Source organism: Chryseobacterium vietnamense, from assembly GCF_031454475.1.
Taxonomy (GTDB): Bacteria; Bacteroidota; Bacteroidia; order Flavobacteriales; family Weeksellaceae; genus Chryseobacterium; species Chryseobacterium vietnamense.
This window is the reverse complement of record NZ_JAVDQX010000005.1, coordinates 1-24031: the sequence shown is the minus strand read 5'-3', so window position 1 is coordinate 24031 and position 24031 is coordinate 1. Positions and strand designations below refer to the sequence as shown.

The 24031-nt window shown below is 36.2% G+C and carries 17 protein-coding genes; 8 read left to right on the top strand and 9 right to left on the bottom strand.

Annotated elements, in window-relative coordinates; translation table 11 throughout:
* Positions 1-15 precede the first annotated feature (15 nt).
* The gene (gene ygiD, locus J2786_RS18505; RefSeq protein ID WP_047428543.1) at positions 16-843 is read left to right on the top strand and encodes a 4,5-DOPA-extradiol-dioxygenase; all 828 of its coding nucleotides are present in this window, start codon (positions 16-18) and stop codon (positions 841-843) included.
* Between the two features lie 45 nt (positions 844-888).
* Positions 889-2052 (top strand): carboxypeptidase-like regulatory domain-containing protein, encoded by a 1164-nt coding sequence (locus J2786_RS18500; protein WP_047428546.1) that lies wholly within the window; start codon positions 889-891, stop codon positions 2050-2052.
* Positions 2053-2133: 81 nt separating this feature from the next.
* Here the strand turns inward: J2786_RS18500 and J2786_RS18495 are convergent, their stop codons facing one another.
* The 4 genes from J2786_RS18495 to hutH form a co-directional block, all read right to left on the bottom strand.
* On the bottom strand, positions 2134-3615 hold the full coding sequence (locus J2786_RS18495; protein ID WP_047428551.1) for a S8 family peptidase: 1482 nt from the start codon (positions 3613-3615) through the stop codon (positions 2134-2136).
* Positions 3616-3706: 91 nt separating this feature from the next.
* Positions 3707-4153, bottom strand: a complete 447-nt coding sequence (locus tag J2786_RS18490) for a GNAT family N-acetyltransferase (protein ID WP_047428554.1) — start codon at positions 4151-4153, stop codon at positions 3707-3709.
* Between the two features lie 124 nt (positions 4154-4277).
* Positions 4278-4727, bottom strand: coding sequence for a DUF2059 domain-containing protein (locus J2786_RS18485; protein ID WP_047428556.1), 450 nt, complete (start codon positions 4725-4727; stop codon positions 4278-4280).
* Between the two features lie 3 nt (positions 4728-4730).
* A complete protein-coding gene (gene hutH / locus J2786_RS18480) occupies positions 4731-6224 on the bottom strand; it encodes a histidine ammonia-lyase (RefSeq protein WP_047428559.1) in 1494 nt (497 codons plus the stop codon).
* Positions 6225-6354: 130 nt separating this feature from the next.
* Between hutH and J2786_RS18475 the strand changes: the two genes are divergently transcribed.
* Both J2786_RS18475 and uvrC read left to right on the top strand, forming a co-directional pair.
* Positions 6355-7116, top strand: coding sequence for a hypothetical protein (locus J2786_RS18475; protein ID WP_142018539.1), 762 nt, complete (start codon positions 6355-6357; stop codon positions 7114-7116).
* 86 nt (positions 7117-7202) lie between these two features.
* Positions 7203-8996 (top strand): excinuclease ABC subunit UvrC, encoded by a 1794-nt coding sequence (gene uvrC / locus J2786_RS18470; protein WP_047428562.1) that lies wholly within the window; start codon positions 7203-7205, stop codon positions 8994-8996.
* Between the two features lie 388 nt (positions 8997-9384).
* Here uvrC and J2786_RS18465 read toward each other — a convergent pair whose 3' ends face one another.
* The 4 genes from J2786_RS18465 to J2786_RS18450 all read right to left on the bottom strand — a co-directional run bounded on the left by J2786_RS18465 (position 9385) and on the right by J2786_RS18450 (position 15055).
* Entirely contained in the window at positions 9385-12249 is a 2865-nt protein-coding gene (locus J2786_RS18465; protein WP_047428565.1) for a T9SS type A sorting domain-containing protein, read from the bottom strand.
* Positions 12250-12326: 77 nt separating this feature from the next.
* Positions 12327-13070 (bottom strand): hypothetical protein, encoded by a 744-nt coding sequence (locus J2786_RS18460; RefSeq protein ID WP_047428568.1) that lies wholly within the window; start codon positions 13068-13070, stop codon positions 12327-12329.
* Positions 13071-13080: 10 nt separating this feature from the next.
* Positions 13081-14163 (bottom strand): putative type IX sorting system protein PorV2, encoded by a 1083-nt coding sequence (locus tag J2786_RS18455; RefSeq protein ID WP_047428571.1) that lies wholly within the window; start codon positions 14161-14163, stop codon positions 13081-13083.
* Positions 14164-14176: 13 nt separating this feature from the next.
* Positions 14177-15055 carry a DMT family transporter gene (locus tag J2786_RS18450; protein WP_047428574.1) on the bottom strand — a complete coding sequence of 293 codons (879 nt, stop codon included), beginning with the start codon at positions 15053-15055 and terminating at the stop codon, positions 14177-14179.
* A 170-nt stretch (positions 15056-15225) separates the two neighbouring features.
* On the opposite strand from J2786_RS18450, the gene J2786_RS18445 reads away from it, so the two are divergent.
* Both J2786_RS18445 and J2786_RS18440 read left to right on the top strand, forming a co-directional pair.
* On the top strand, positions 15226-15747 hold the full coding sequence (locus J2786_RS18445; RefSeq protein WP_047428577.1) for a GNAT family N-acetyltransferase: 522 nt from the start codon (positions 15226-15228) through the stop codon (positions 15745-15747).
* Between the two features lie 281 nt (positions 15748-16028).
* Entirely contained in the window at positions 16029-17657 is a 1629-nt protein-coding gene (locus tag J2786_RS18440; protein ID WP_047428580.1) for an acyl-CoA carboxylase subunit beta, read from the top strand.
* Positions 17658-17738: 81 nt separating this feature from the next.
* On the opposite strand, the gene J2786_RS18435 is transcribed toward J2786_RS18440, so the two are convergent.
* Positions 17739-17936, bottom strand: coding sequence for a hypothetical protein (locus J2786_RS18435; protein WP_047428583.1), 198 nt, complete (start codon positions 17934-17936; stop codon positions 17739-17741).
* A gap of 702 nt (positions 17937-18638) precedes the next feature.
* Here J2786_RS18435 and J2786_RS18430 point away from each other — a divergent pair.
* Positions 18639-21779, top strand: a complete 3141-nt coding sequence (locus J2786_RS18430) for a SusC/RagA family TonB-linked outer membrane protein (RefSeq protein ID WP_310026278.1) — start codon at positions 18639-18641, stop codon at positions 21777-21779.
* A 26-nt stretch (positions 21780-21805) separates the two neighbouring features.
* Complete coding sequence (locus J2786_RS18425; protein ID WP_047428586.1) at positions 21806-23461, top strand: SusD/RagB family nutrient-binding outer membrane lipoprotein; 1656 nt, start codon at positions 21806-21808, stop codon at positions 23459-23461.
* Positions 23462-24031: the final 570 nt, after the last annotated feature.

The following is a 24031-nucleotide window of genomic DNA, read 5'->3' as shown; positions in this document are numbered from 1 at the left end:
TAATCTTCAATATTTATGAACCTCAACGATCTCCAAAATATAAGTGACGGTTTTAAAAGTACACAGAGAATGCCTGTTTTATTTCTTGGGCATGGTTCACCAATGAATGCCATTGAAGAGAATCAGTTTGTACAGGGTTTCCGGAAAGCAGCTCTAGAAATTCCCAAACCTAATGCAATTCTTTGTATTTCTGCCCACTGGTATACAGACGGAACTTTTGTAACCGCGATGGATATGCCGAAAACCATTCATGATTTTTATGGTTTTCCAAAAGCCCTATTTGATGTGCAGTATCCTGCTCCGGGAAGTCCCGAACTGGCCAGAGAAACCGCAGAATTACTTCTTCCTGTAGAGGTGGAAGAAGATCACAGCTGGGGACTTGATCATGGTGCATGGTCAGTTATCAAACATATGTATCCTGATGCTGATATTCCTGTGATACAGCTGAGTATTGATCACACAAAACCTCCGCAGTATCATTATGATCTTGCCAAAAGACTGAACAAACTTCGTGAAAAAGGTATTCTTATTATCGGAAGTGGAAATATTGTTCATAACCTCCGTCTTATTGACTGGAAAAATATAAATACGGTGGGAGCCGGATGGGATTGGGCAGTGGAAGCCCGTGAAAAAACAAACAATTGGCTACTTGATGGTAATTTTCAGAATATTATTGATTACCAGAAGCAGGGAACGTTCTTACAGTATGCTGTTCCTACTCCTGATCATTATCTCCCTTTATTGTATACTTTGGGGTTAAAAGATCAGTCCGAAGAGCTTAGTTTATTTAATGACGATCTTATTGGAGGATCATTGAGTATGACAAGTGTAAGAATCGGATAAATTCTTCTTTTGTTTATCACTAAAAGTTTAGTAATATTGTTTACCATGAAAACAGTATTACTATTTTTTTTACTCACCACTTCCCTTTTTTCCGCACAAATGGTAAAAGGAACTGTGGTGGATGATACCGGCCACAGGATCTCTGGTGTTAACATTTATCTTGACGGTACGAAAACAGGGGCCGTTTCGGAAGAAGACGGAAGTTTCACATTACATGTTTCTGCTCAGAAATACGGAAATCTTGTTTTTCAAAAGGAAGATTATGAAACCTTTACCATCGGATTACCGGATATCATCAACAAGACTTTAAAAGTGGTATTGACCAAAACCAATGCTATCGAAGAAATAAGACTCGTTCCTTACACTTCCGAAGCTTATCAGAACTATATCAATTATTTTCTGGACACATTTATAGGAAATCATCGTGATGATGTGAAAATCAAAAATCAAAGATCTTTAAAGTTTTCCTACGACAAAAAGAATAAAATTCTGAAAGTAAAAGCCCCCAATACACTCATTATTGAAAATAAAAATCTGGGCTATGAAATCAATTATAATCTGATCGCCTTTTCTTCGGATTTCAATAGTAAAATGATTAATTATTCCGGAACCAGTTTTTTTAAAGAGACAAAAAATACGGATAAGGTGAAATTAAACCGGATGAATGCCTACGAAGGCAGTCAGCTTCATTTTTTCAGAAGTATCTATGAGAATAAAATTGCTGAGGCAGGTTTTATAGTGAATCAGGTAGTAAGAGTTCCTAACCCAAAGTATCCCACAGAGGAAGAATTAAATATTTTAAAAAATTATCTGGACCTCGTCACCCAACCTGATTTACATACGATTCCTGAAAATATCAGAGAAATTGCCCGTAGAAAAAATACTCAGAGCCCATACATGCTGGCTATTGTAAAAACTAAAATCCCTGATTCGGATTATGTTAAAAGACCGGAAGGGCATGTGTTTCTTGAATTTAAAGATATCCTGCAGGTCAACTATCCTAAGTTTTATTATGAACTTAAAGGAAAAGAATTTGTAAAAAGAACAGACAGAAGTATATTATCATCATTTCTTCATTCTGATGGAGAATCATTCGAAGTTTCAAAGGAAGGTAATATTACAATGCCTGATCAACTCATCAATGAAGGCGATTTCTCAAAAAATAAAATTGAAAATATGCTCCCTCTTGATTATCAATTAGGAGATTAATCTCAGGAACCGATTATTATATTAAAAAGGAAATACCTCTGCCGAGATATTTCCTTTTCTTTTTATTTGTAAGGATATTGTTTATTGTACCGCTTTCAGAACATTGATATTTCCGTAGCCATAGCTTGAATTTACGTTTGGATAGTAAGTAGCTGCCTGTCTCATTTTATTGAGAACCTGATCTCTCGTCCATGATGGATTTTTAGCCCAAACCAGCGCTGCAATTCCCGCTGTGGCTGCTGTAGCTACTGAAGAACCGCCCACATAATCTGCCTGTCCGTTGTAATAGCTCAATACAGGAACAGTATTTCCTGAAGGTCTCTCCATCTGGAAGGTAAAATCAATCTGACTTCCCGAGTGGCACACATCACATTTCTGATTGGAAGTATTTTCTTTCACTCCTGTTATCGCCTGAGTTTCCGGCATGGATGCAGGGAAAATTACTCCGACAAAACTAGTGAAACTGGTAGAAGTACCTCCGGCACAGAAGATCAGTTTTCCTTTAGAATAAGCGTATTTCACACCGTCTTCAATTTTCCCGACAGAGAAAATATGCCCCATCGACATAGAAATGATCTTCACATTGGTATTGTTACCCAATTCTGTGAAAGCCGTTTTTACAGCAGTCTGTTCGCTGGAAGTTTCAAGAACAACATTTTCTGCAGCTCGGTAAGCAATAAGATTGGCATTATAAGCTACTCCTACAGGTAATCCTGCATTATTTCTCGGAGCCGCCATTACGGAAGCCATTTTTGTTCCGTGTCCGCACTGATCTCCTGATCCGTCAGAATTATATACTCCATATTTACTGATTGTTCTGCCTGAAGAAGCACCATTATTAAAGCTTCCTCCCAACAAAGTCTGTTCAGGTGAAACACCTGTATCAATAAGGCCAATAGTTACGCCTGCTCCGGTACTATAGCTCCAGGCTTCAGGAATGCTGTGTTTAGTGAAAGCCCACGGTATTTTTGCACTTGGTGTCGTTGAAGTATAATCTGCAGTACTTAATACAGATGATGAAAATCCACATCCTGACGAACCACTTCCTGAAGATTTTGCAGCTGCATTATATTGAGCTTCAAATTCAAAATAATGATAATCTGCAGGTTCTACATATCGGATATTTTTCATTTGCCGAAGAGCGGAAACAGTTTCCTCATTTTCAATGACAACATCCATCTGATTAAGATACTGATCTGAAAGAAGAAGGAAATTTCTTTCGTCTTTTCCTTCATATTTTTTGATCACAGAAAGAACTTCTTTTTCGATATCATTGCTGTTTGGAGATTTACTTCTGTCGAAATCATCTTTAGAATTTCCAAAACCGATAGATACCATTTTATTTCCGCGGAAAATAGCACTCCAAACGAAATGGTCGGATTCATTCTTCCAATTAAAAGTACCGTCCGTTTTAATTGCCTGATTGATCCTTTCGTTGATCTGTTTTGCAGTCAGCGGATCTTTCTGGGACATTTCAGTTTTTACATTTTCGTTCTGAAGTTCTTCTCTGGAACACGAGTTTAAGGCAAAAAATATTGCCAGTAGGAATACAGTTTTTTTCATATGTTATAATTTTGGTTGGAGCCACAATATAACACTTTAACAGGAATTAAAAATTGAAAAAAAATGAATTTAGCATTACACGAATATTAAATTACAATACTTTCCCGTAGCAGACACTTTGCTCTATTCCAACGTATTGCCCATAATTCGGTATTTTGTAAAAACCATTTTTTTCATACACTGAAATGGCACCTTTCAAATCCCGGGAAGTTTCCAATACGGCTTTTGTAAAGTTCAATTCTGCTGCCCAGCTTTCAAGTTCTTTTACAATGGTGGAACCTAGCCCCTTCTTTCTGAATTCCGGATGGGTAAACATTCTTTTTATTTCTACCGTATCTTCTGAAAAGGGCTTGAATGCTCCACACGCAACAGGAATATCATCTATATAAGCTACGACACAATTTTTGATGCTATCAATTGTATTGAACTGAGCAAAAAAATCATCATTTTTACCGTTATGTTCGGCTAAAGTAGCATCAAGGGATTTTACCAGTGTTTGAAAATCTTTATGGGTGGAATCTGTTCTGAGTATATACATTTTGTTTGGTTTAAAGATTAATGTGGGTAGAATCAAACCTTATAGGTTTTTGAAACCTATAAGGTTTAAACCCAGCCATTATTAATTAGAAAACACAAAAGCTCCCTTTCGGAAGCCTTTATTTTTATGGAGCTGGTGGAGGTGGATTTTGAAAATTATAATGTTTATTCAATTTATCTTTAACCCTTTTATCTAATGCTTCTGCATAACTAGTTCCAAGTTCCATTGAATCTTTCATTAAGTTTGGCATATTTTCAATCATTTTCTGACCTGCCGGAGTTTTATAAAATTTAATGAGCTCATCAACATCCGCATCAGTAAAATACTTTTTATAGACAGGAATGTACAATGCGAAAATTTTATCAGTAGACATGTCTTTTTTAAACTCATCCCAAAAATTATCCGGTAAATCTTTATAGATATTTTTATAATGGTCCATAAACTGTTGAAAAGCCATAGACAGCATCTTATCTGATTTTGTTAAAGTGATAAGTTCTTTCAATTTTGTTTCATTTGACTGAGAAAAAGCATTTAGTCCCAGCAGAAAGAAACACAAAATAATACCTTTCTTCATCTTCTATTTTACATCAACAATAAACTTTCTCTCATTGATCAATTCTGCAATTGCCAGCATATCTTTACCGATCAGCCTGTCATCTTCCAGCTTGGCAACTTTAGAACGAAGAATCGCAAAGTTTTCTTCAATTACTTTAGAACATTTCGCAGGTCTTCTGAACTCAAGTCCCTGAGCGGCAAACATAAGCTCAACGGATAGAATATTCACAAGATTTCCAAGAACCTGGTTGAATTTTCTTCCTGAAATACTTCCCATAGAAACATGATCTTCCTGACCTAAACTTGTTGGAATAGAGTCTGCTGATGCCGGGAAACATAATGTTTTATTCTCTGTAACCAAAGCTGCTGAAGTATACTGAGGAATCATAAACCCGGAATTTAACCCTGAGCTTTCCGTTAATAATCTTGGAAGTCCGTATTTTCCTTCCAATAATAAATAACTTCTTCTGTCCGAGATATTCCCCAATTCTGCGGCTGCTAATGTAGCATAATCCAAAGGCAAAGCCATCAGCTGTCCGTGGAAGTTTCCACCTGAAATAGATTCTTCAGCACTTAGTACGATCGGATTATCGGTAACGGAGTTCAATTCTGTTTCTGCCATTCCTTTAAGGTGCTCAAAGGCATTTCTGCTGGCTCCATGAACCTGTGGTACACATCTCATGGAATAAGGATCCTGAACTCTCTCACAGTCTTCGTGAGCTTTCATATTTTGTGATCCTTTCAGGAATTTAACCATTCTTGCAGCTACTTTTTTACTGCCTTCAAAAGGTCTGATCTCATGAAGCTCTTTTTTGAAAGGGCTTTCAGAACCTCTGTAAGCTTCAATACTCATAGCAGCTGTCATATCTGCAAGATCCAATAAGTATTCAAATTTCTCAAGTCCTTTGATGGCATGAGCAAGGATAAACTGCGTACCATTGATCAAGCCTAATCCTTCTTTTGGGCCTAAAGCCAGGGGCTCAAGGTCATGCTTTTTCAAAACTTCCATGGTATCAGATACCTGATCTCCTTCCCAAACCTGTCCTAAACCAAGTAAGGGCAATACAAGATGCGCTAACGGAGCAAGATCTCCTGAAGCTCCTACCGATCCTTGTTCAGGAACCACCGGAATGATATCTTTTTCAAGCATCAGAATCATTCTTTCAATAACTTCCAGGGAAACTCCTGAAAATCCTTTCGAAAGAGCATGCACTTTGGCAATGATCATAATCTTGGAAAGCTCCTTATCAATAGGCTTTCCTACCCCTACGGCGTGGGAAATGATCAGATTATATTGTAACTGAGCTGTTTCGTCCGCTGAAATTTTAGTATCGCATAATGGCCCGAATCCTGTATTGATTCCATATACACATCTGTCTGATTCTACTATTTTCTGTACGTTTTTCTGAGATTTTAAAATTTGTTCTTTTGCTGCTTTGTTTAGCTTGGCTTTATTAGGTTTTTTACATATTTCCAGAACATCATGGAAAGTAAAAACATCTACTCCGTATATCATTTCTAAAAAATTTCCTTAAAATTACGCATTTAACAATAATTGGAAAAGCTAAATTTCAATCTTCTATATTTTTATAAAACAAGCGAAATAATTTACTACTTTTAGCCCTGAAAATTAAAAACAATAATACATGAGACTGAAAACTCTACTTCTTGCTGTATGTGTAGCAAGCACAACTGCTTTTGCGCAGAAAGTAAAATACTCTAAAGAGGATATCAAAAAAATGGAAACTTACCTTTTTAATGAGGGTTTTAATACTCCATCTCCTAAGAAAACATCTACCATCATCCTAAAAGACGGAACTACCTACAAAGGTTTCTGTAATAAGATTGAAACCAAAAAAGGACAGATCTACGAAGTCGCTATTAAAGACAGTGTTACCAAAAAGAATGCAACTTTCAATGCGGATCAGATCAATGAGATGTATGTGTATCCAAGCAATGCGGAGAAGATTGCAAAAGTGGCAAAATATATGGGGAATATCAGAAATTTCGGAACTAAGAAATTGACGAAAAACACCAATAATGACAGAATTTATTTTGTCAACCAAACTGTTTCTCTAAAGAACAAAAAAGATGATAAGGAATTTCTGATGCAGGTTATCAACCCAGGTTTTGATGATATTATTTCAGTATACCACGATCCGAGGGCTAAAGAAACTACAGGGTTTTCTGTAATGGGCTCTCCACAGCTTGGAGGCGGGGTTATCAAATCTTATTATGTAAAAAAGGGCAACAAAGTGATGTGGCTGCATAAAGATGATTTTGAAGATAATTATGATTTCCTTTTTGGAGATAACCAGGATTTCATGAAAAAATATCCTAAGAACTCTGTGGAATGGGATTACTTCAGTTTTCTTGTAAGTGAATATACTGCAATGGCAAACGGATAAAATACTTTGAACCATAAAATAAAACCTGTAGAGTCATCTTCAGGTTTTTCTTTTTTAAATAGGGAAAGTTTCCTTAATTTTGTTATATGAATCCTTCTTTAGAACTACAGCTCAAAACCTTACCATCCGAACCCGGCGTTTATCGTTATTATGATAAAAACGAACAGCTTTTGTATGTTGGGAAAGCTAAAAATCTGAAAAAGAGGGTACTCTCCTATTTCAACAAAAACCTTTCAGGATACAGGATCAAAATAATGGTCAGCAAAATCCAGCGACTGGAAACAACGATTGTAAACAGTGAGTATGATGCACTTTTACTGGAAAATAATCTGATTAAAGAATACCAGCCGTTTTATAATGTCATGTTGAAAGATGACAAGACCTACCCATGGATTTGTATCAAAAATGAAGATTTTCCCAGAATTTTTCTGACCCGGAATATGATTAAAGACGGATCAGAATATTACGGTCCGTATGCAAAAGTACGTCCTGCAAAGATATTGCTGGATACCATAAAACACATCTATAAGCTTAGAACGTGCAACCTGAATCTTTCTCCGGCCAAGATCGCAGATGGAAAATATAAAGTCTGTCTGGAATATCACATCAAAAACTGTGAAGGCCCCTGTGAAGATCTTGAAAGCAAGGAAGATTATGACGAAAAAATAGATGCTATCCGCGGAATTATCAAAGGAGATTTCCGTAAAGCAAAAGATTATCTGGTGAATCAGATGATGAAACTGGCGACCAACCTAAAGTTTGAAGAGGCCCAGATCATTAAGGAAAGACTGGATATTCTTGAAGATTATCAGGCTAAAAACACGGTTGTTAACCCTAATATTGATGATGTAGATGTTTTCGGAATGACCAGTGATGAAACAGCAGCATATGTCAATTTCTTTAAAATCAGAAACGGAAATATCATTCAGAGTTTTACTACTGAAATTAAAAAGATTCTTGAGGAAACCGATGAAGATATTATGGAGGAAGCTTTGATAGAGATCCGTCAAAAGTTTTCTTCAGATTCTAAAGAAGTTCTTTTACCGTTTCATCTTTCTGTAGAAATTCCAAATGTAAAACTGATTGTTCCCAAGGTAGGAGATAAAAAAAGAATTGTAGAGCTTTCTGAAAAGAATGCTAAAGAATACCGTCTGGAAAAGCTAAAGCAGGTTCAGATTGTTGATCCTGAAAGACATACCAACAGAATTATGGCCGAAATGCAGAAACTGTTGAGAATGCCTGTAGAGCCAAGACATATTGAAGGTTTTGATAACTCCAATATTCAGGGAACGAATCCGGTATCGGCATGTGTTGTTTTTAAAGATGGGAAACCAAGTAAGGCAGATTACCGAATTTTCCACCCTAAAACCGTAGAAGGGCCAAATGACTTTGCAACAATGGAAGAGGTTATCTACCGCCGTTATAAAAGAATGCTGGATGAAGGGGAAAGCCTTCCTCAGCTGATTCTGATTGACGGTGGAAAAGGGCAGTTGTCTTCTGCTGTAAAAAGCCTGAGGTTATTAGGACTTTATGGAAAAATTACCATTGTAGGGATTGCCAAGAGACTGGAAGAAATTTTCTTCCCGGAAGATCCTATTCCTTTATATCTTGATAAAAAATCTGAAACGTTGAAAATCCTTCAGCGTGTCCGTGATGAAGCCCACCGATTCGGGGTAAAACATCACAGAACAAGAAGAAAAAATTCTACTATAAAATCTGAGCTGGAAGAAATTCCTGGTGTGGGAGAAAAAACTATTGAATTACTTCTGTCTAAACTGAAATCTGTAAAACGAATCAAAGAAGCTAATCTGGAAACCCTGGAAGAAATTCTGGGTAAAAGTAAAGCTAAGGTAGTTTGGGCGTTTTTTAATGCTAATTAATGATCCCGCTTACTACAGTGGTGAAGTTACCACAAATAAAAGATGCTTATTCGTAAGATTTCATAAGATATTTCTATTTTATCAAAATGAGACAAAAACTAAAATTCCTCCTGATATAACACTAACACAGCAACAAAAAACCTAAATAAATAAATATTTTACTTAAAAATATTATTATATGTATTTTTTTCATAAATTAGAGTTATCAACTAATAACAATAATACTGTGAAAATTTTTCTCATTTTACACCTATTTTAACGGTATCATTTTCCATCAATGGTTAGATTACTTTCCATAGCTAAAGGTTGGATGTTTAAAGTTTAAAAAATGAAAAACACATCAGCATATATATTATAAAAGGCTCTTTTTAAGAGCCTTTTACACGTATTATTTTTTTATAATCTTACCTACATATTCCCCTTTATCTGTTTTTAACTTAACAAAATATATTCCTGATGGAAGTTCTGCTACATCAATATTTTTATTATTGTAGATAATATTCTTCACAAGTTTTCCGGAGGCATCAAAAATTTTCACGTTTTCTATTTTAGAATTTTCGTTCAGTTTTATTGAAAAATATTCTGAAACAGGATTAGGATAAATCTGCAGATCTGCATTTCCTCTTTTACTTTCTGCGCCTGATATTTCATGGGTTGCAAGATAAACAGGCAGTGGATCAGTCACTACATACAATTCACTTCCATGTTCTTTGGTATTCATGGTCAGAAATAATTTCTCGCCATCTGTTCCCATTTTCTGAATATTTTCATTAACCAACAGCTGATTATCATCGTTTGTCACGAAAATATCCATCGGAGAAGTTGAAACACCGTCACTTTTCCATACCTTTTGGGAATCCCCATTAAGAAAGTAAAGATAATTGTTGGCACACGTCATATCTTTCACTGAAGAAAAATTTTGGGATAAATCAGATGTGCCATTCGCTGTTCCATCTGTTTTCCACAACTGTGTACTATTGTTATTGGTAAAAAATAACTGATTCCCACATTTTTTAAATTTTACATCACCCAAAAAGTTTCCCGCTAGTATCTGTTCTGTCCCTGCCACTGTTCCATCTGTAGAATGCAGCGCTGGAGAAGGATAACCTGAAGTGACATAAAAAAGTTTATTATTAAATATTATTGTTTCTCTCGCAATACTTGAAGATCCATAAGGCGCAGCGTAAGATTTCAGTAATGTAGCAGATGCCTGATTACCGTTTGAAATCCAAAGTTCGTTTTGCCCAGAGCTGTAATTCGAAGGAGTATTTTCCTGTTGTTTTGTAAAGAATAATTTATTATTAAAAGCGTTCAGTACTTTAATATCTCCATCTGTCCCATCCTGATAGGAGAACTGTATTACCTTTTGGGTATTGGCTTCAGTAGCATCTGTTTTCCAGATCCCCAGTTTTCCATTATCTTTTGCCACAAAATAAGCAAAACCATTCAGTATTGCAGTTTTTGAATCTACAGAATAAAGACTTCCCATATTATCCTGGGAAATATCTTTGACCATACTAACAGTATTGGAAGTATTGTCAATCTTCCAAAGTTCAGTTCCTACCACATTATTATATCCGGCAAAAAGCAATGTATTATCGTTCAAGCTGGTATACGGTACCCTGCTGGTAATATTGGGGGATGATATTGACAAAGTATTGGCTTCTGTACCATCTGTTCTGTAAGCTGCTTCCGGAGTGTAAAGATAGTTTCCTACTTTAATGAAATTGTCATTAAAGTCACTGCCCATACCTATAAACGAATTTCCTCCAAAGCTGGATAACCTCTCAATCTGCTGTGTGATTTTATTTCTCTTATAAATCTGGCTGTTATACTGTCTGTCTGTCGCAATGAAAATAAGATCATCATTCAGTACCTGAAATGCATGAGGCAAAGAACTTTCAAATCTACTGATGTCCGAAGCTATTGCAGTCTGATGGGTCACCGGGTTTAGTGAAAATAGTTCAGTGCCATATTTGGGGGTATTTCCGGTAAGATAAATTTTAGAATTCAGGTCTACAAAACTATTATTATTTGGCATTCCAAGTCCTGTAATCTCAAAACTCTGTGAAGAATTTCCATTCACTATCCAATATCTGTTTCCATAATTAGCCATCGTAAGAATCAAATGATTATTATCTGAGCTGTTTCCATAAATCAAAGCTCCTGCGTGCGTATTGAACAGAACAGTTCCAGCTTCTGTACCATCTGTTTCCCAGATATAATTACCATACATAGAGTTAACACCGTTGGCACTACTTTCAAAGAATATTTTGTTATTATATTTTACAAATTTCTTCATTGCCATAGAACTTGTAGCTCCAGGCATTAGATTTTTCAACAGATAAGTTCCTGCCGTTGTTCCATCAGAAACCCATGGTTCATAGCCATTTGCTGCATCAAATCCTGTAAAAACAAAATAATTATCAGCGGCAGCTCCTTCCAGCTGCGGATAACCTACAGATTTTATGGATACTGTTCCCGCTTCCGTTCCATCTGTTGAATATAATTCATATCCCGCTGTTCCTGTTCCAAGATTAACAACGAAGTATAGTTTATTTTTAAAGATCAGTGCTTTAAAATCGCCATTAATACTTCCACCTGCATTGGGAACAATATCCTTTAATAAAGATGTTCCGGCAACGGTTCCATCTGATTTCCATATCTCTTTTCCATGTGTGCCGTCATCTGCTGCCAGGAACAAAGTATTATTCATGGTATACATTTTTACATCACCGGAATATTGAAATGTTTTTAATAGCTGCAGGCTATCTGTAACGGTATTGTAAGACCAAAGTTCATTGTGGTGGTAGAAAAAGATATTATTTCCAACCGCAGCAGTTGCAGCCACCAAAAACTCAAAATTCAGATCTTTTACCTTGGATGTTCCTACCGTGGTTCCGTCTGTGACCCAAAGCTGATTATTGGACGAGCTATTGCTTTGTACAGCAATAAAGTAAATTTTATTATTGAGCCTCATAAAAGACGGATCTCCAGCCATCCCAATGCTGTATCCCGGAAAAACATTCTTCAGCAGAATTGATTTTTGAGTACCCGGATCAAAGCTCCACAGTTCCCTTCCTTCCTCTGTAGACTTGGTGGCTGTGAAAAGAATATGATTATTGTATTTTATAAAACTATCAGGATCACTGGAAGCCCCAAAATTAATTTCGTTTAACTGGGTATTAAATACACTTTGTGCGCTCGAAAATACTGACAGTATTGCCAGTATAGAAATGTAAACTTTTTTCATAGCTATTAGTTATAACAAATCCTTAATTCTAAAAAGTTATGAATTAAGGATGATCTGTTTTTTATTATTGATGTAAATTATTTAGCAGCAAAAATTTCTTTGGAGTATCTTCCGTCAGTCTGTGGAATATCTATCACAATATTTCCGTTTTCAAAATATCCGATGGTAGTATTTCCATCAGCCATTTTTACAAGGAAAACAGCGTTCTTTGATGTTGCTTTGAAAACCGCAAACGGTACAGAGCTGCCAGACTTTGCCAAAATAAACTGGCTAGGATCAATCTGTATCTTCTGAAGATCCAGTTTCCCATTCGAGTAATTACTTGATTCCGGAGTTGTTGCAGATGCTACAGCCACTACAGGCTCAGGAGATGAATTCTGAACAGTATTACCGGATGCAGGAAGTAAGGCAACCGGATTGGAAGCCGGTACTTTTATTAAAGCCAGTTTCAATGCTTCCCCTAATCCTTCTTCAAATTCTTTAATATTTGAACTCCCTTTAGATTCCAGTATCAGGTTGTTATTACAATCTTTAAACTGTAATATCAGTTTATTTTTAAATATACTTTTATCATTGAGAACATCTGCTGTAATCACATTACAATAATTGATTTTTGCTTCAGACGGCCAGTTATCTTTAATGATAGGAAGAATTATATATTTTCTTTCTGTCAGAGCTTTAACAAAAGAGTTTTTTAATCCGTAATCTCCGTTGAAAGTCTGAAATTTTTCGGGAACTGCAACATATTTATAATCTGAAACCTTTTGTGCGAAAGCCATTGTTGAACAAATAGCCATCACCAATATTGATAACTTTTTCATTTTTATAATTTTAATCGTTTCTAAATGCTCCCATATCCAGTTTTAATGAGAAGAAATTGGAATAGAAATTAGATCCGCCAATCCCTGAATTCGTAATTGCATAATCCAGTGTAAGCCCTCTATATCTGATCCCAAGACCTGCACTCGGCTGGAAAGAAACTTTTCTCTTAAGGTCTTCTATATCTGTAATAGACTGGAATCTGTTGATCCCCAATCTCACAAAAATCATTTTCTGATATCCCAGTTCAGCTCCGGCATATGGACTGATACTGGCAAAATCTGTTGAAATTAAAGATGCAGTTTTAGCAAAATCAACATTGATCCCTGCTTCCGGTAATACATACACACTGCTATTAATTTCGAATAATTTGCTGGCACCTACATTCAGCTTAGGCATCGTAAGTTCCAGCTTATCTTTAGGTGCAGGGTTAAACTCTTCCCCGTTTACAACAGTAGAAAGTTCTTTCTGATTAATCGTCCAGAAGTTTACCGTAGTTGTAATATCTCTTACCATTCCCCCGAACTTCCATCCGTTATCTGCCTTGTAAATTGCTCCGACATCGAAACCAAAACCATAACCATTCGCAAATTTACCTACATTTCTGTAAACTATTTTAGCATTCACCCCTACATCCAATTTTGGATTTCCTCCCGGTCGGAAAGCATAAGAAAGAATAGCAGCATAGTCGGACTGAGAAAACTTGGTAATTTTATCATAATCAATGTTTCCTTCAGAATCAATCATTTGGGTAGTATTCAAAATATTATCTACTCCAAGCCTTACTACCGAAACCCCAAAAACACCTTCTTCAAGTACTTTTGCATAGGCCAGATAGTCATATTTTGCAATGGACTCGAAGTATTCTGCATGCATTGCTGCCCCTTGCCAGTCTCTTTCAATTGACATTAAACCGGCAGGGTTCCACATTGGAGAATATACGTCATCCTGGTTCGTAATTACTGCTCCTCCCATTGCAAGACCTCTTGCGCCGGCACCGATATTTAAGAATTCATTGGAATATTTCCTGATAATCTGAGATTGAGAAAGCCCAAACAGCAGTGAAAATGCAAGTAAAAAATATTTTTTCATCATATAAATTTGATGCTTAGTTTAAGTTTTTAGTTTTTCTGGCTTTTATTAATCCGTTTGCAATGATTGCCAGTATCATAACACCTGAAGCAATATAAAATATAGGGCTCATATGTTCTGATTCCCCAAAGATAAAAAAAGCTAGTATAATTCCGTAGACAGGTTCTAAATTAACTGTTAAAATTAAAGTGAAGGGTGATATATATTTCATTAAATTCACAGATTCCAGCATTGGAAAAGCTGTAAAAACACTGGCTAACAAGCATATTAACGCCAGATCTCTGTAGTTTATTTCATTCATCTGAAAAATTTGGCCTGAAAGCAAATAAAATATCATTAAAATGAACCAACCGCAGAATATTTCATAAAAAATGATGTTTCCTGAACTTGTTTTCCCAAACATCTTACCATTAAAAACAGAAAAAACAGTCCCGAATATAGCGCACAGAATTCCATACATAATACCTTCCTTAAAATGAAATTCTGTTTTAAAGATCAATAGTATACAGGCGACAATAACAGTTCCCATTAACACTTCAGAGACATCAATTTTCCTTTTAAAAATAATAGGCTCGAGAATGGAGGCAAAAAGCGTAGATAATGAGAGACAGCTTAAGGCAATAGAAACATTGGAAACTTTAATAGAATAAAAAAAGCAATACCAATGAAGTGCCATGGCAAAACCTATGGCTGCCAGTTGAAAAAATATTTTTTTGGAGACCTTTATGCTCTCCTTTTTAAAAATCCTGATAAATAAGTAAAGAAAAACAGAGGCAAACAACATTCTGTAAAACACCAGAATCTGAGCATTGGCCTGAATCAGTTTTCCTAAAATTGCAGTGAACCCCCACAAAAATACTATTAAATGCAATCTGAAAAGTGCCAATTTATGCATACCCTATCCCCTTTTTATTTTAACGTGCAAATTTACAAATACGCTTTTATAAATCTTGCAAAAAAATATAAATTTACATTAATAAAAAGATAATAAATAAAGTTTTTAATAGCTTTACTCTTAATTCAGAACCATTCTATTAATTTAATAAAAGGATCAATCATTTAATTATGATATTAAGCCCGAGCATAGAAATCAAAACAAAACGTCTGACCTTAAGTCCTGTTGAAGACTTACACATTGATGATATTTTGGAACATTTTACCAATGAGGTGACCAGATATATGCCTTTTAACCCGCAAGGGAATAGACAGGATATAATTACCTTTGTGGATGAATCAAAAAGAACTTTATTACAAAACACAGATCTTGTAATGGTCGCTATTGATTCTGATGGGGATTTTATAGGATGTTGCGGGATGCATAACATAACAGAAGAATCTGTTGAACTTGGCTTATGGCTAAAAAAGAGTTCTCAGGGGAAAGGATTAGGGACTGAAATCATAACGGCCCTCATAGAATTTCTGGAAAAGAATTTTACTTTAAACTATATTTTATATCCTGTAGATGAAGACAATAGAGCCAGCAGAAAAATTCCGGAAAAGCTAGGCTTTATTCCTGCAAAAAAATATAAAAAACAGAAGAATCATCTTACCGATCTGAATATTATAGAATATAGAAAATATTACTAACAACACACGCATTACTAAAAAAACCCTGAAAATTTGTTAAACTTTCAGGGCCTTCAAATAATAAACTATTAAAAAAATAAACTAGGAACAGAGTAATTTTCAGAGGTTATCACCCTCCATTACTCTTATGTAAAGTTAGAAAAAATATAAATTATTTGAAAATATTTTTTAGTTAAAAATTTCACAAATTACTAAAAACCAAATAATTAAACATCTGTTTTACTTCCAATTCGTATTCCTCATAAAAATAGTATCTTTAAGCGTAAAAAATTGAAAATTTTATGGACATCGAATTCAATAAACGAGAGGATCAGAACAGATTAAAATTATCTGAAATAAATCGCTTACTCACTGAAATTAAAAAAGGAGGTGGTGAGAAAAGGCTTCAAAAGCTTCGTGATGAAGGAAAAATGACAGCAAGAGAAAGAATAGATTATCTTCTCGATAAAGATTCAGATTCCATAGAAGTAGGAGCATTTGCAGGATATGAGATGTACCAGGAGCACGGAGGATGTCCTAGCGGGGGCGTTGTAGTAGTTATTGGCTACGTTTCCGGAAGACAATGTATTGTAGTGGCTAATGATGCTTCTGTAAAAGCAGGCGCATGGTTTCCTATCACAGGAAAGAAAAACCTGAGAGCACAGGAAATTGCTATGGAAAACAAACTGCCTATTATTTATCTGGTAGACTCTGCGGGTGTTTATCTTCCTATGCAGGATGAAATTTTCCCGGATAAAGAACATTTTGGGCGGATTTTCAGAAATAATGCTAAAATGAGTTCTATGGGAATCATCCAGATCTCCGCTGTTATGGGGAGTTGTGTAGCTGGAGGAGCTTATCTTCCCATTATGAGTGATGAGGCTATGATAGTGGATAAAACGGGCTCTATTTTCCTTGCCGGAAGCTATCTTGTAAAGGCTGCAATCGGAGAAAGCATTGATAATGAAACATTAGGTGGAGCTACCACTCACTGCTCTATTTCGGGAGTAACAGATTATAAAGCTAAAGATGATAAAGACGCTCTAAATAGAATCAAAACCATCATGAAATCTATCGGAAGTACTGAAAAAGCAGGCTTCGACAGGATAGAAAGCTTTCCACCAAAAGAAAACCCTGAAAATATTTTCGGAATTATGCCGGTTTCAAGAGCTGAGCAATACGATACCTATGAAATTATCAAGTGTATTGTGGATAACTCCGAGTATGATGAATATAAACCAGACTATGGTAAAAGTATTATCTGCGCAACTGCCAGAGTGGACGGCTGGTCTGTAGGCATTGTAGCCAATCAGAGGAAGCTGGTAAAAAGTGGAAAAGGAGAAATGCAGTTCGGAGGGGTAATCTACTCTGATTCTGCTGATAAAGCTACACGATTTATTGCCAACTGTAATCAAAGAAAGATACCTTTGATCTTCTTACAGGATGTTACCGGGTTTATGGTAGGTTCCAAATCAGAACATGGCGGAATTATCAAAGACGGAGCTAAAATGGTAAATGCAGTTTCCAATTCTGTTGTTCCTAAGTTCACTATTATTACCGGTAATTCTTATGGAGCAGGAAATTATGCAATGTGTGGAAAAGCTTATGATCCAAGATTAATTGTTGCATGGCCCTGGGCAGATCTGGCAGTAATGGGTGGAGCGCAAGCTGCAAAAGTACTGGCTCAGATTCAGGAATCAACATTGAAAAAACAAGGAAAAGAAATTTCCGAAGAGGAGCACAATGAAATTCTGGATACGATCTCAAAGAAATACCAGAAACAAACTGAATCTACGTATGCCGCAGCAAGATTATGGACAGATGCTATCATCAATCCTGCCGATACAAGAAAGTGGATTTCTATGGGAATTGAAGCAGCAAATCATGCTCCTATTACAGAGAAATTCAACCTTGGAGTAATACAGGTATGATCATTATTCATAAATAGAAAACGGCTATCTCAGGATTTTGAGATAGCCGTTTTTTATTTATCCTTTAAAATAGGAAGTATTTTACTTGCCATATTCTTCCTTACAAAATTCTATGGGCCCACCAAGTTTCATACAGCATTGATACTTAGTCATACAAATTCCATTTGGCCAGCCCGGAGGATAGCACATTCCAAATGCAGGATCATCAGGACATGCAGGTCCTCCACTTCCTTTTAATGATTTTAAACTCTCTCTTGAAACCTTTAGCAGATTTTTCATAGTTATTTTAGTTTTTGATATTTCCTACTCTATTTAAGCTTTTCGGATAACGCTTTTCTAAATTACTATTTTTTCCAAACATGGTGAAATTTAATTAAAAGTTCTATTTCCTTAGTTACTAAAAATCAGACAAATGATTGTTATAGAGACTATTGAATTATGCTTTATACAATTTAATCTAATTTACTTAGCCTCCTACAACGTGACAGATATAATCCGGTAAACTGTAGTAAAACAGCAGCTGGAAATGGATTTGTGGTTAAGGTGAGTAATTTAGGTTTTGAAGAATGAATGATGAATGATGAATGATAATTACTTATTATTCATCATTCATCATTCATCATTCATTACTTATATCTGAGGCTGTACCTATTGGGTATAAAGCAAAAAACCATTGTGATAACGATAAGGGATTTCCCATACACATTATATAAAATAACAATAAATACTTTACAATCCTTTATTTAATAACAAAACCCTCATATCATATAAAAAGTAAAAAAATAAAATTTACAGATAATAAATAATAGATAGTCATTTTTTATATTTTCAATATTGTTAATTAAAGAATAATATACATTAAAATCAGCATTAACAAGAAAACCACAACCTTAGAAACATTGAAAACCAACACATTACGGTTAAATTTATCTTGCTGTATCAGTTTTTTTTATATATTGCAATAAGCAAATGATGAACAAAATGAAACAATTAAGTACAAGGCTTCCCTTGGCTGTTGGTGTTTTTTGTTTTCTATTGAGTACAAACCACGTAAGTGGTCAAAATGCAAAGAAAGATTCAATAAAGAATAAACAAATCGATGAAGTTGTTGTTACTGCACTTGGGATCAAAAGAGATCAGAGAAAATTAGGCTATGCCATTACCAAAGTTGAGGCCAAAGACATTACCCAGGCTGGTGTTGTTAATCCCGTGGAAGCCCTTCAGGGAAAACTTCCGGGTGTAGAAATTACGGCAGGATCCGGAGGCCCACAGTCCAGTACCAGGATTCAGATCCGCGGAAACACATCATTAGGTAACAATAACCAGCCGTTGATAGTAGTTGACGGCGTAATTATTGATAATGGAGTAACCGTTGCTGATTCCTGGGGATCCGGTTATGATTTCGGTAATGAAATGAAAAACCTGAACTCAGATGTTTTTGAATCCGTTTCCATACTAAGAGGTGCTGCAGCATCTGCTCTTTATGGTTCCCGGGCTGCTAACGGGGTTATTGTCATTACAACGAAGAAAGGAAAAGGTACGAATGGATTGGGTGTCCGGATAAATTCTTCTCTTACTACACAGCATGTCTATAGCGGTCCCAGGTTTCAGAATGAATTCGGTGCCGGTATCGGACCCAATTTTTCAACGGATGCTAACGGAGACCGTTTTATTGATCCAAACAATTTTTTTTACAGCTACGGGCCAAAATTTGACGGAAAACCAGTACAGGATATTGATGGCAGGACCATTCTGTGGAATCCTCAGCCAAACAATTATAAAGATATTTATCAGGTAGGATTTGATCGGAAAAACTCATTCGAGCTCTCCGGAGGAAATGATAAATCTACAATCTTATTGAGTTATACCAATCAGGAAGCTGATGGTATTCTTCCCCGTAATAAGTTTATCAAAAATGCCTATTTTATTCGTGCAACCCATCAGTACAATAAATATTTGCAGGTAGATGCAAGTTTCAATTATAACCGCTCTTTCGGTCAGAATCCCGTACCTCAGGGAGGAAATGAGAGTCCACTCTTTAGTTTCATTTATGGTACTCCCAGAAGTTTTGATGCTGTATATTGGAAAAACAATTATCTGGATCCTGTAAATGGGGGAAGAAAACAAGACAGTGCAGATCCTTACGGTATGACATCTACTTATTTTAATATTTTCCAGAACACAAGAACCCAGAAGGAAAACAATTATATAGGCAGGCTAGAGCTCAAATCCCAGCTAACAGACTGGCTTAACTTGATGATAACCGGCAATTTCAACAATTATGATTTTCTTAATGAATCTAAAATACTCGGAGAAAATGCAGGATTCGCTGGTGGTGGGTATAGCATTCTGGAAGGAAGAAAGGAACAGTATACTACTAAATTTTTATTAAACGCCAACTTCAAATTAACAGAAAATCTCACCCTCAATGCATCTGTTGGAGGAGAAGATTTCAGATCAAAATACAAAGCTACAAGACAATGGACAAATGGAGGGCTTAATTCTCCTGGTGTTTTCCAAATCCAGAACTCAATAGATCCGATAGGAAGCGAGACCTATTATACCGATGGTAATCAGTCCCCGAAAAGAATCCAGGGTTTGTATGCCTTTGCTAATTTCGCATGGAAAGATCAGCTATTCATCGATATTACAGGCCGGAATGACTGGTCTTCCACATTGGCATATCCTGATGGACATGGAAGTATAAGCTATTTCTATCCTTCATTTGTTGGAAACTGGATATTTTCCAATTCTTTTAAACTTCCGGATTGGATAAACTCTGGAAGCCTGAGAGGAAGCCTGGCATGGGTAGGAAGAGATACTTCACCATACAACACAAGCTCCGGCCTTTATTACAGACCCGACCCCTCTGCTTACAATTCCCCAGATGGAACCCGCATTCCGCTAGTCGGCTTCAATAGTAACTCACTCGCGAATTTAAATTTAAAAAATGAATTGAGCAGATCTGTAGAATTTGGATTAAATATGGCTTTCTTCAGTAACCGGCTGGATTTTGATGTTTCTTTTTATAAAACCAATACGACGAATCAGCTGTTAACACTTTCCTTACCGCAAGAGTCAGGACTCAGCCAACAGCAGATCAACGCAGGAAATCTGCAAAATCAAGGCATCGAGGTAGTTGTCAACGCAGTTCTGGTGAAACAACCTAACTTCAAATGGAATACCACAGTTACATTCTCTCAAAACAGAGATAAGCTGATTGAACTTTATCCCGGCGTTACTGAATATGTATTAAACTGGGGTATGGGGACTGATTTCAAAAGTATAGCAATACCAGGCCAACAATATGGTTTGATCCAAACCAAATATGCCTATGCCAGATATCAGGCGCTGGATGTGAATGGCAATAAAATTGACGATCCCAGAAACGGAATGAAAGTTCTGAAAGCTGATGGTTCTTACCTGAGATCAGATTCTTACCAAAATCAGGGATATACTACAGTAGGGAAATTAACTCCTGATTTTTTAGCCAGCTTCAGAAACACTTTCAGATATAAAAATTTATCTTTAAGTGTGTTGATAGATGCCAGAGTAGGAGGTGATATTCTTTCCGCCACCTACAATTATGGCGTTCAGCTTGGCAACCTGTCATCCACGTTAAAGTATAGGGATGAGGAAAGAGGAGGAATCAAATATACAGATTCCCAGGGCAACACTCAATATGGGGTAATTCCCGATGGAGTATTTGGCCAAAATTCCATTATAAAAGATAAACAGGGAGTCTCCAGAGATGTAAGTGGAATGACTTATCAGGAAGCTTATGAAAAAGGATGGATCAACCCTGTAAATACGGCTTCCTATTATGATAATCTAGCCTCATGGGGCAATGGTATCCGGGAACAGGCCGTGTTTGAAAATACATGGATATCTCTCCGTGAAGCACGTCTGACCTACTCTTTTAAACCTGAAATGATCAAGTCTCTTGGAGTCAATACTCTGAACCTTTCCCTTATAGGCAGGAACTTATTTTATATATACAATAAACTACCGGATGGAATAAACCCTGAAGGAAAATATTCCAACAGCGCAGGCAGCTTTGCGGAATATGGAGGTTCTCCCATGTCCAGATATTTCGGATTCAATCTGGATTTCTCATTCTAAAATAGTAACTCGAAAAATGATCAAAAATGAAAAAAATACTTATAGTTACTCTGTCATCTCTCTTTTTTATATCCTGTACCCGCGATTTTGCTGAGATCAATACAAATCCGGTAGATCAAATAAACGCTACCCCTGAAGAACTTCTGCCTTTAGCCATTATGAAAGGTTATAATGGCAGTTTTGAATATTATTACGATTATTACCGCAGAATTATGCCCTGGACCCAGACCTTGGTGCCCAGTACCGGTAACTCTTCACAGTTCATGGATGATGGTTCAAATATGAATCAAAGGAAAGATATTTTTTATGGAGATCATGGCGCTCTACTCACAGACATTATTTACAAAATTGATCACATGCCGGCCGAAGAACAAATAAAATACGTAAACATTAAAAGCATTGCTGCAATTTTAAAAGTTTATTATGCATGGTATGTAACAGATGTGAATGGAAGTATGGCTTATACAGAAGCTTTTCAGGCCCGATATGGAGGTACACAGACGCCCGGCTTTGAAACGCAGGAACAATTGTATGATGTTTTTGACACACAGCTAAATGATGTTTACACGGCCATACAAAGTGCAGATCAATCCGTACAGGTAAATCCGGGAGATAAAGATTTATTTTTTAAAGGAGATATAAGCAAATGGAAAAGAGTAGCCAATTCGCTAAGATTAAAAATTGCATCAAGGCTCATAAAAAGAAATCCATCCAAAGTGACGGCCATTGCTACACAGGTTTTATCAAGGGATGAGATTAACAGTACAGCGTCAAGCTTCATGTTACGCGCCAGAAGATTTACAGAGCATGGTAATTTTAATCCTGCAGGAATGTCTGCCACAAAGCCTATGGTTGATTTTATGAATGAAAACAAAGATCCCAGAATATCAATATTTTTTCAGCAGAATGATTATTCCCAACAAAATATAAATAAGCTCGCAGCTGCCGGTAAAATGCAACACGTTACGGAAGGTCAGCGTTATGTTGGTGGTCCTGTCAGTCCTAATATGGTACCAGCCAACATGAGCCGTTATTACACTTCTGCAAAAAGATTATTAGATGGAGTGAATTATGATACAATTTCCAGATTGCAATATAGAATCTGGAGACCGGAAAATACTTCTAATGGCATTATTGGAACAGGAAATGCAGTATTTCCCATTCTTACGTACGCTGATTATTCTTTATTAAAGGCAGAACTGGCAGCAAGAAACATTATTCCTGCGAATGCAAAAGATCTTTACGAACAGGGAATCAGAGCGTCTGTTGAAACCTATAACTATATTGCCAAAGAAGCATTGGTAGATAGCTATACAGCAGCCAATGATAACGATATTACAGCTTATCTTAATGAACCGCAGATCAAATTTAATCCATCATCGGCACTGGAACAAATCATAATTCAGGAATATCTCAACTATTTCAAACAGCCCAATGAAGTATGGGCATTGATTAAAAGAACAGGAATGCCTAATATTTCAACTTCTCTAAAGCTAGAAAATACAGTTAATGGGGCTGGAGTTCTGCTTACTATGCCAAGAAGAATTGTTCTTCCCACTCCTTCAAAAGATAATCTGAATTATAAAAATCAAAATGAAGCACTGAACCAAATGAAGCAGGATCCTGATTTTGGAACCAGTGAAAGTGATATACAAGGCCGAATTTGGTGGGATAAGAAATAATCGCACGAATGAAGTCTACTCTGTGATAAACAATTGAACAATAATAATGCTCTTGTTATTTTGAAATACGAAAAAGTACAGTGTAAAACCTTCACAACAATTCAATTAATTGAAAGTGACTTACATAGATAAATTTATCTATTAGTGAAGTTTCTTTACAATTTCTTTATGTCATCCTCAGGGTCTAAGTACCATACTTTACAATCTTCACTATTTTTGGTCTTGGATCCTTAGAGGATGATAGTTTTATTTTAATTTGAATGATGGGGATAACAAATGAATTACAGATAGTAATCAGGAGCTTTTTCCCGCTATTCATTCATACTCCTCGCGCCTAGTGCTGTCCCATGCGCGAAGCCGGAGGGCATACACCCCTGCTGCGGGGTAACCATTGCTATCGGGGCTAGGGAGAAACATGACGATAAGTGATAAGTGATGAATAATAATTGATGATTGCTTACTACGCGCATCTATTATCTATTATCTATTATCTATTATCTATTATCTATTATCTATTATCTATTATCTATTATCTATTATCTATTATCTATTATCTATTATCTATTATCT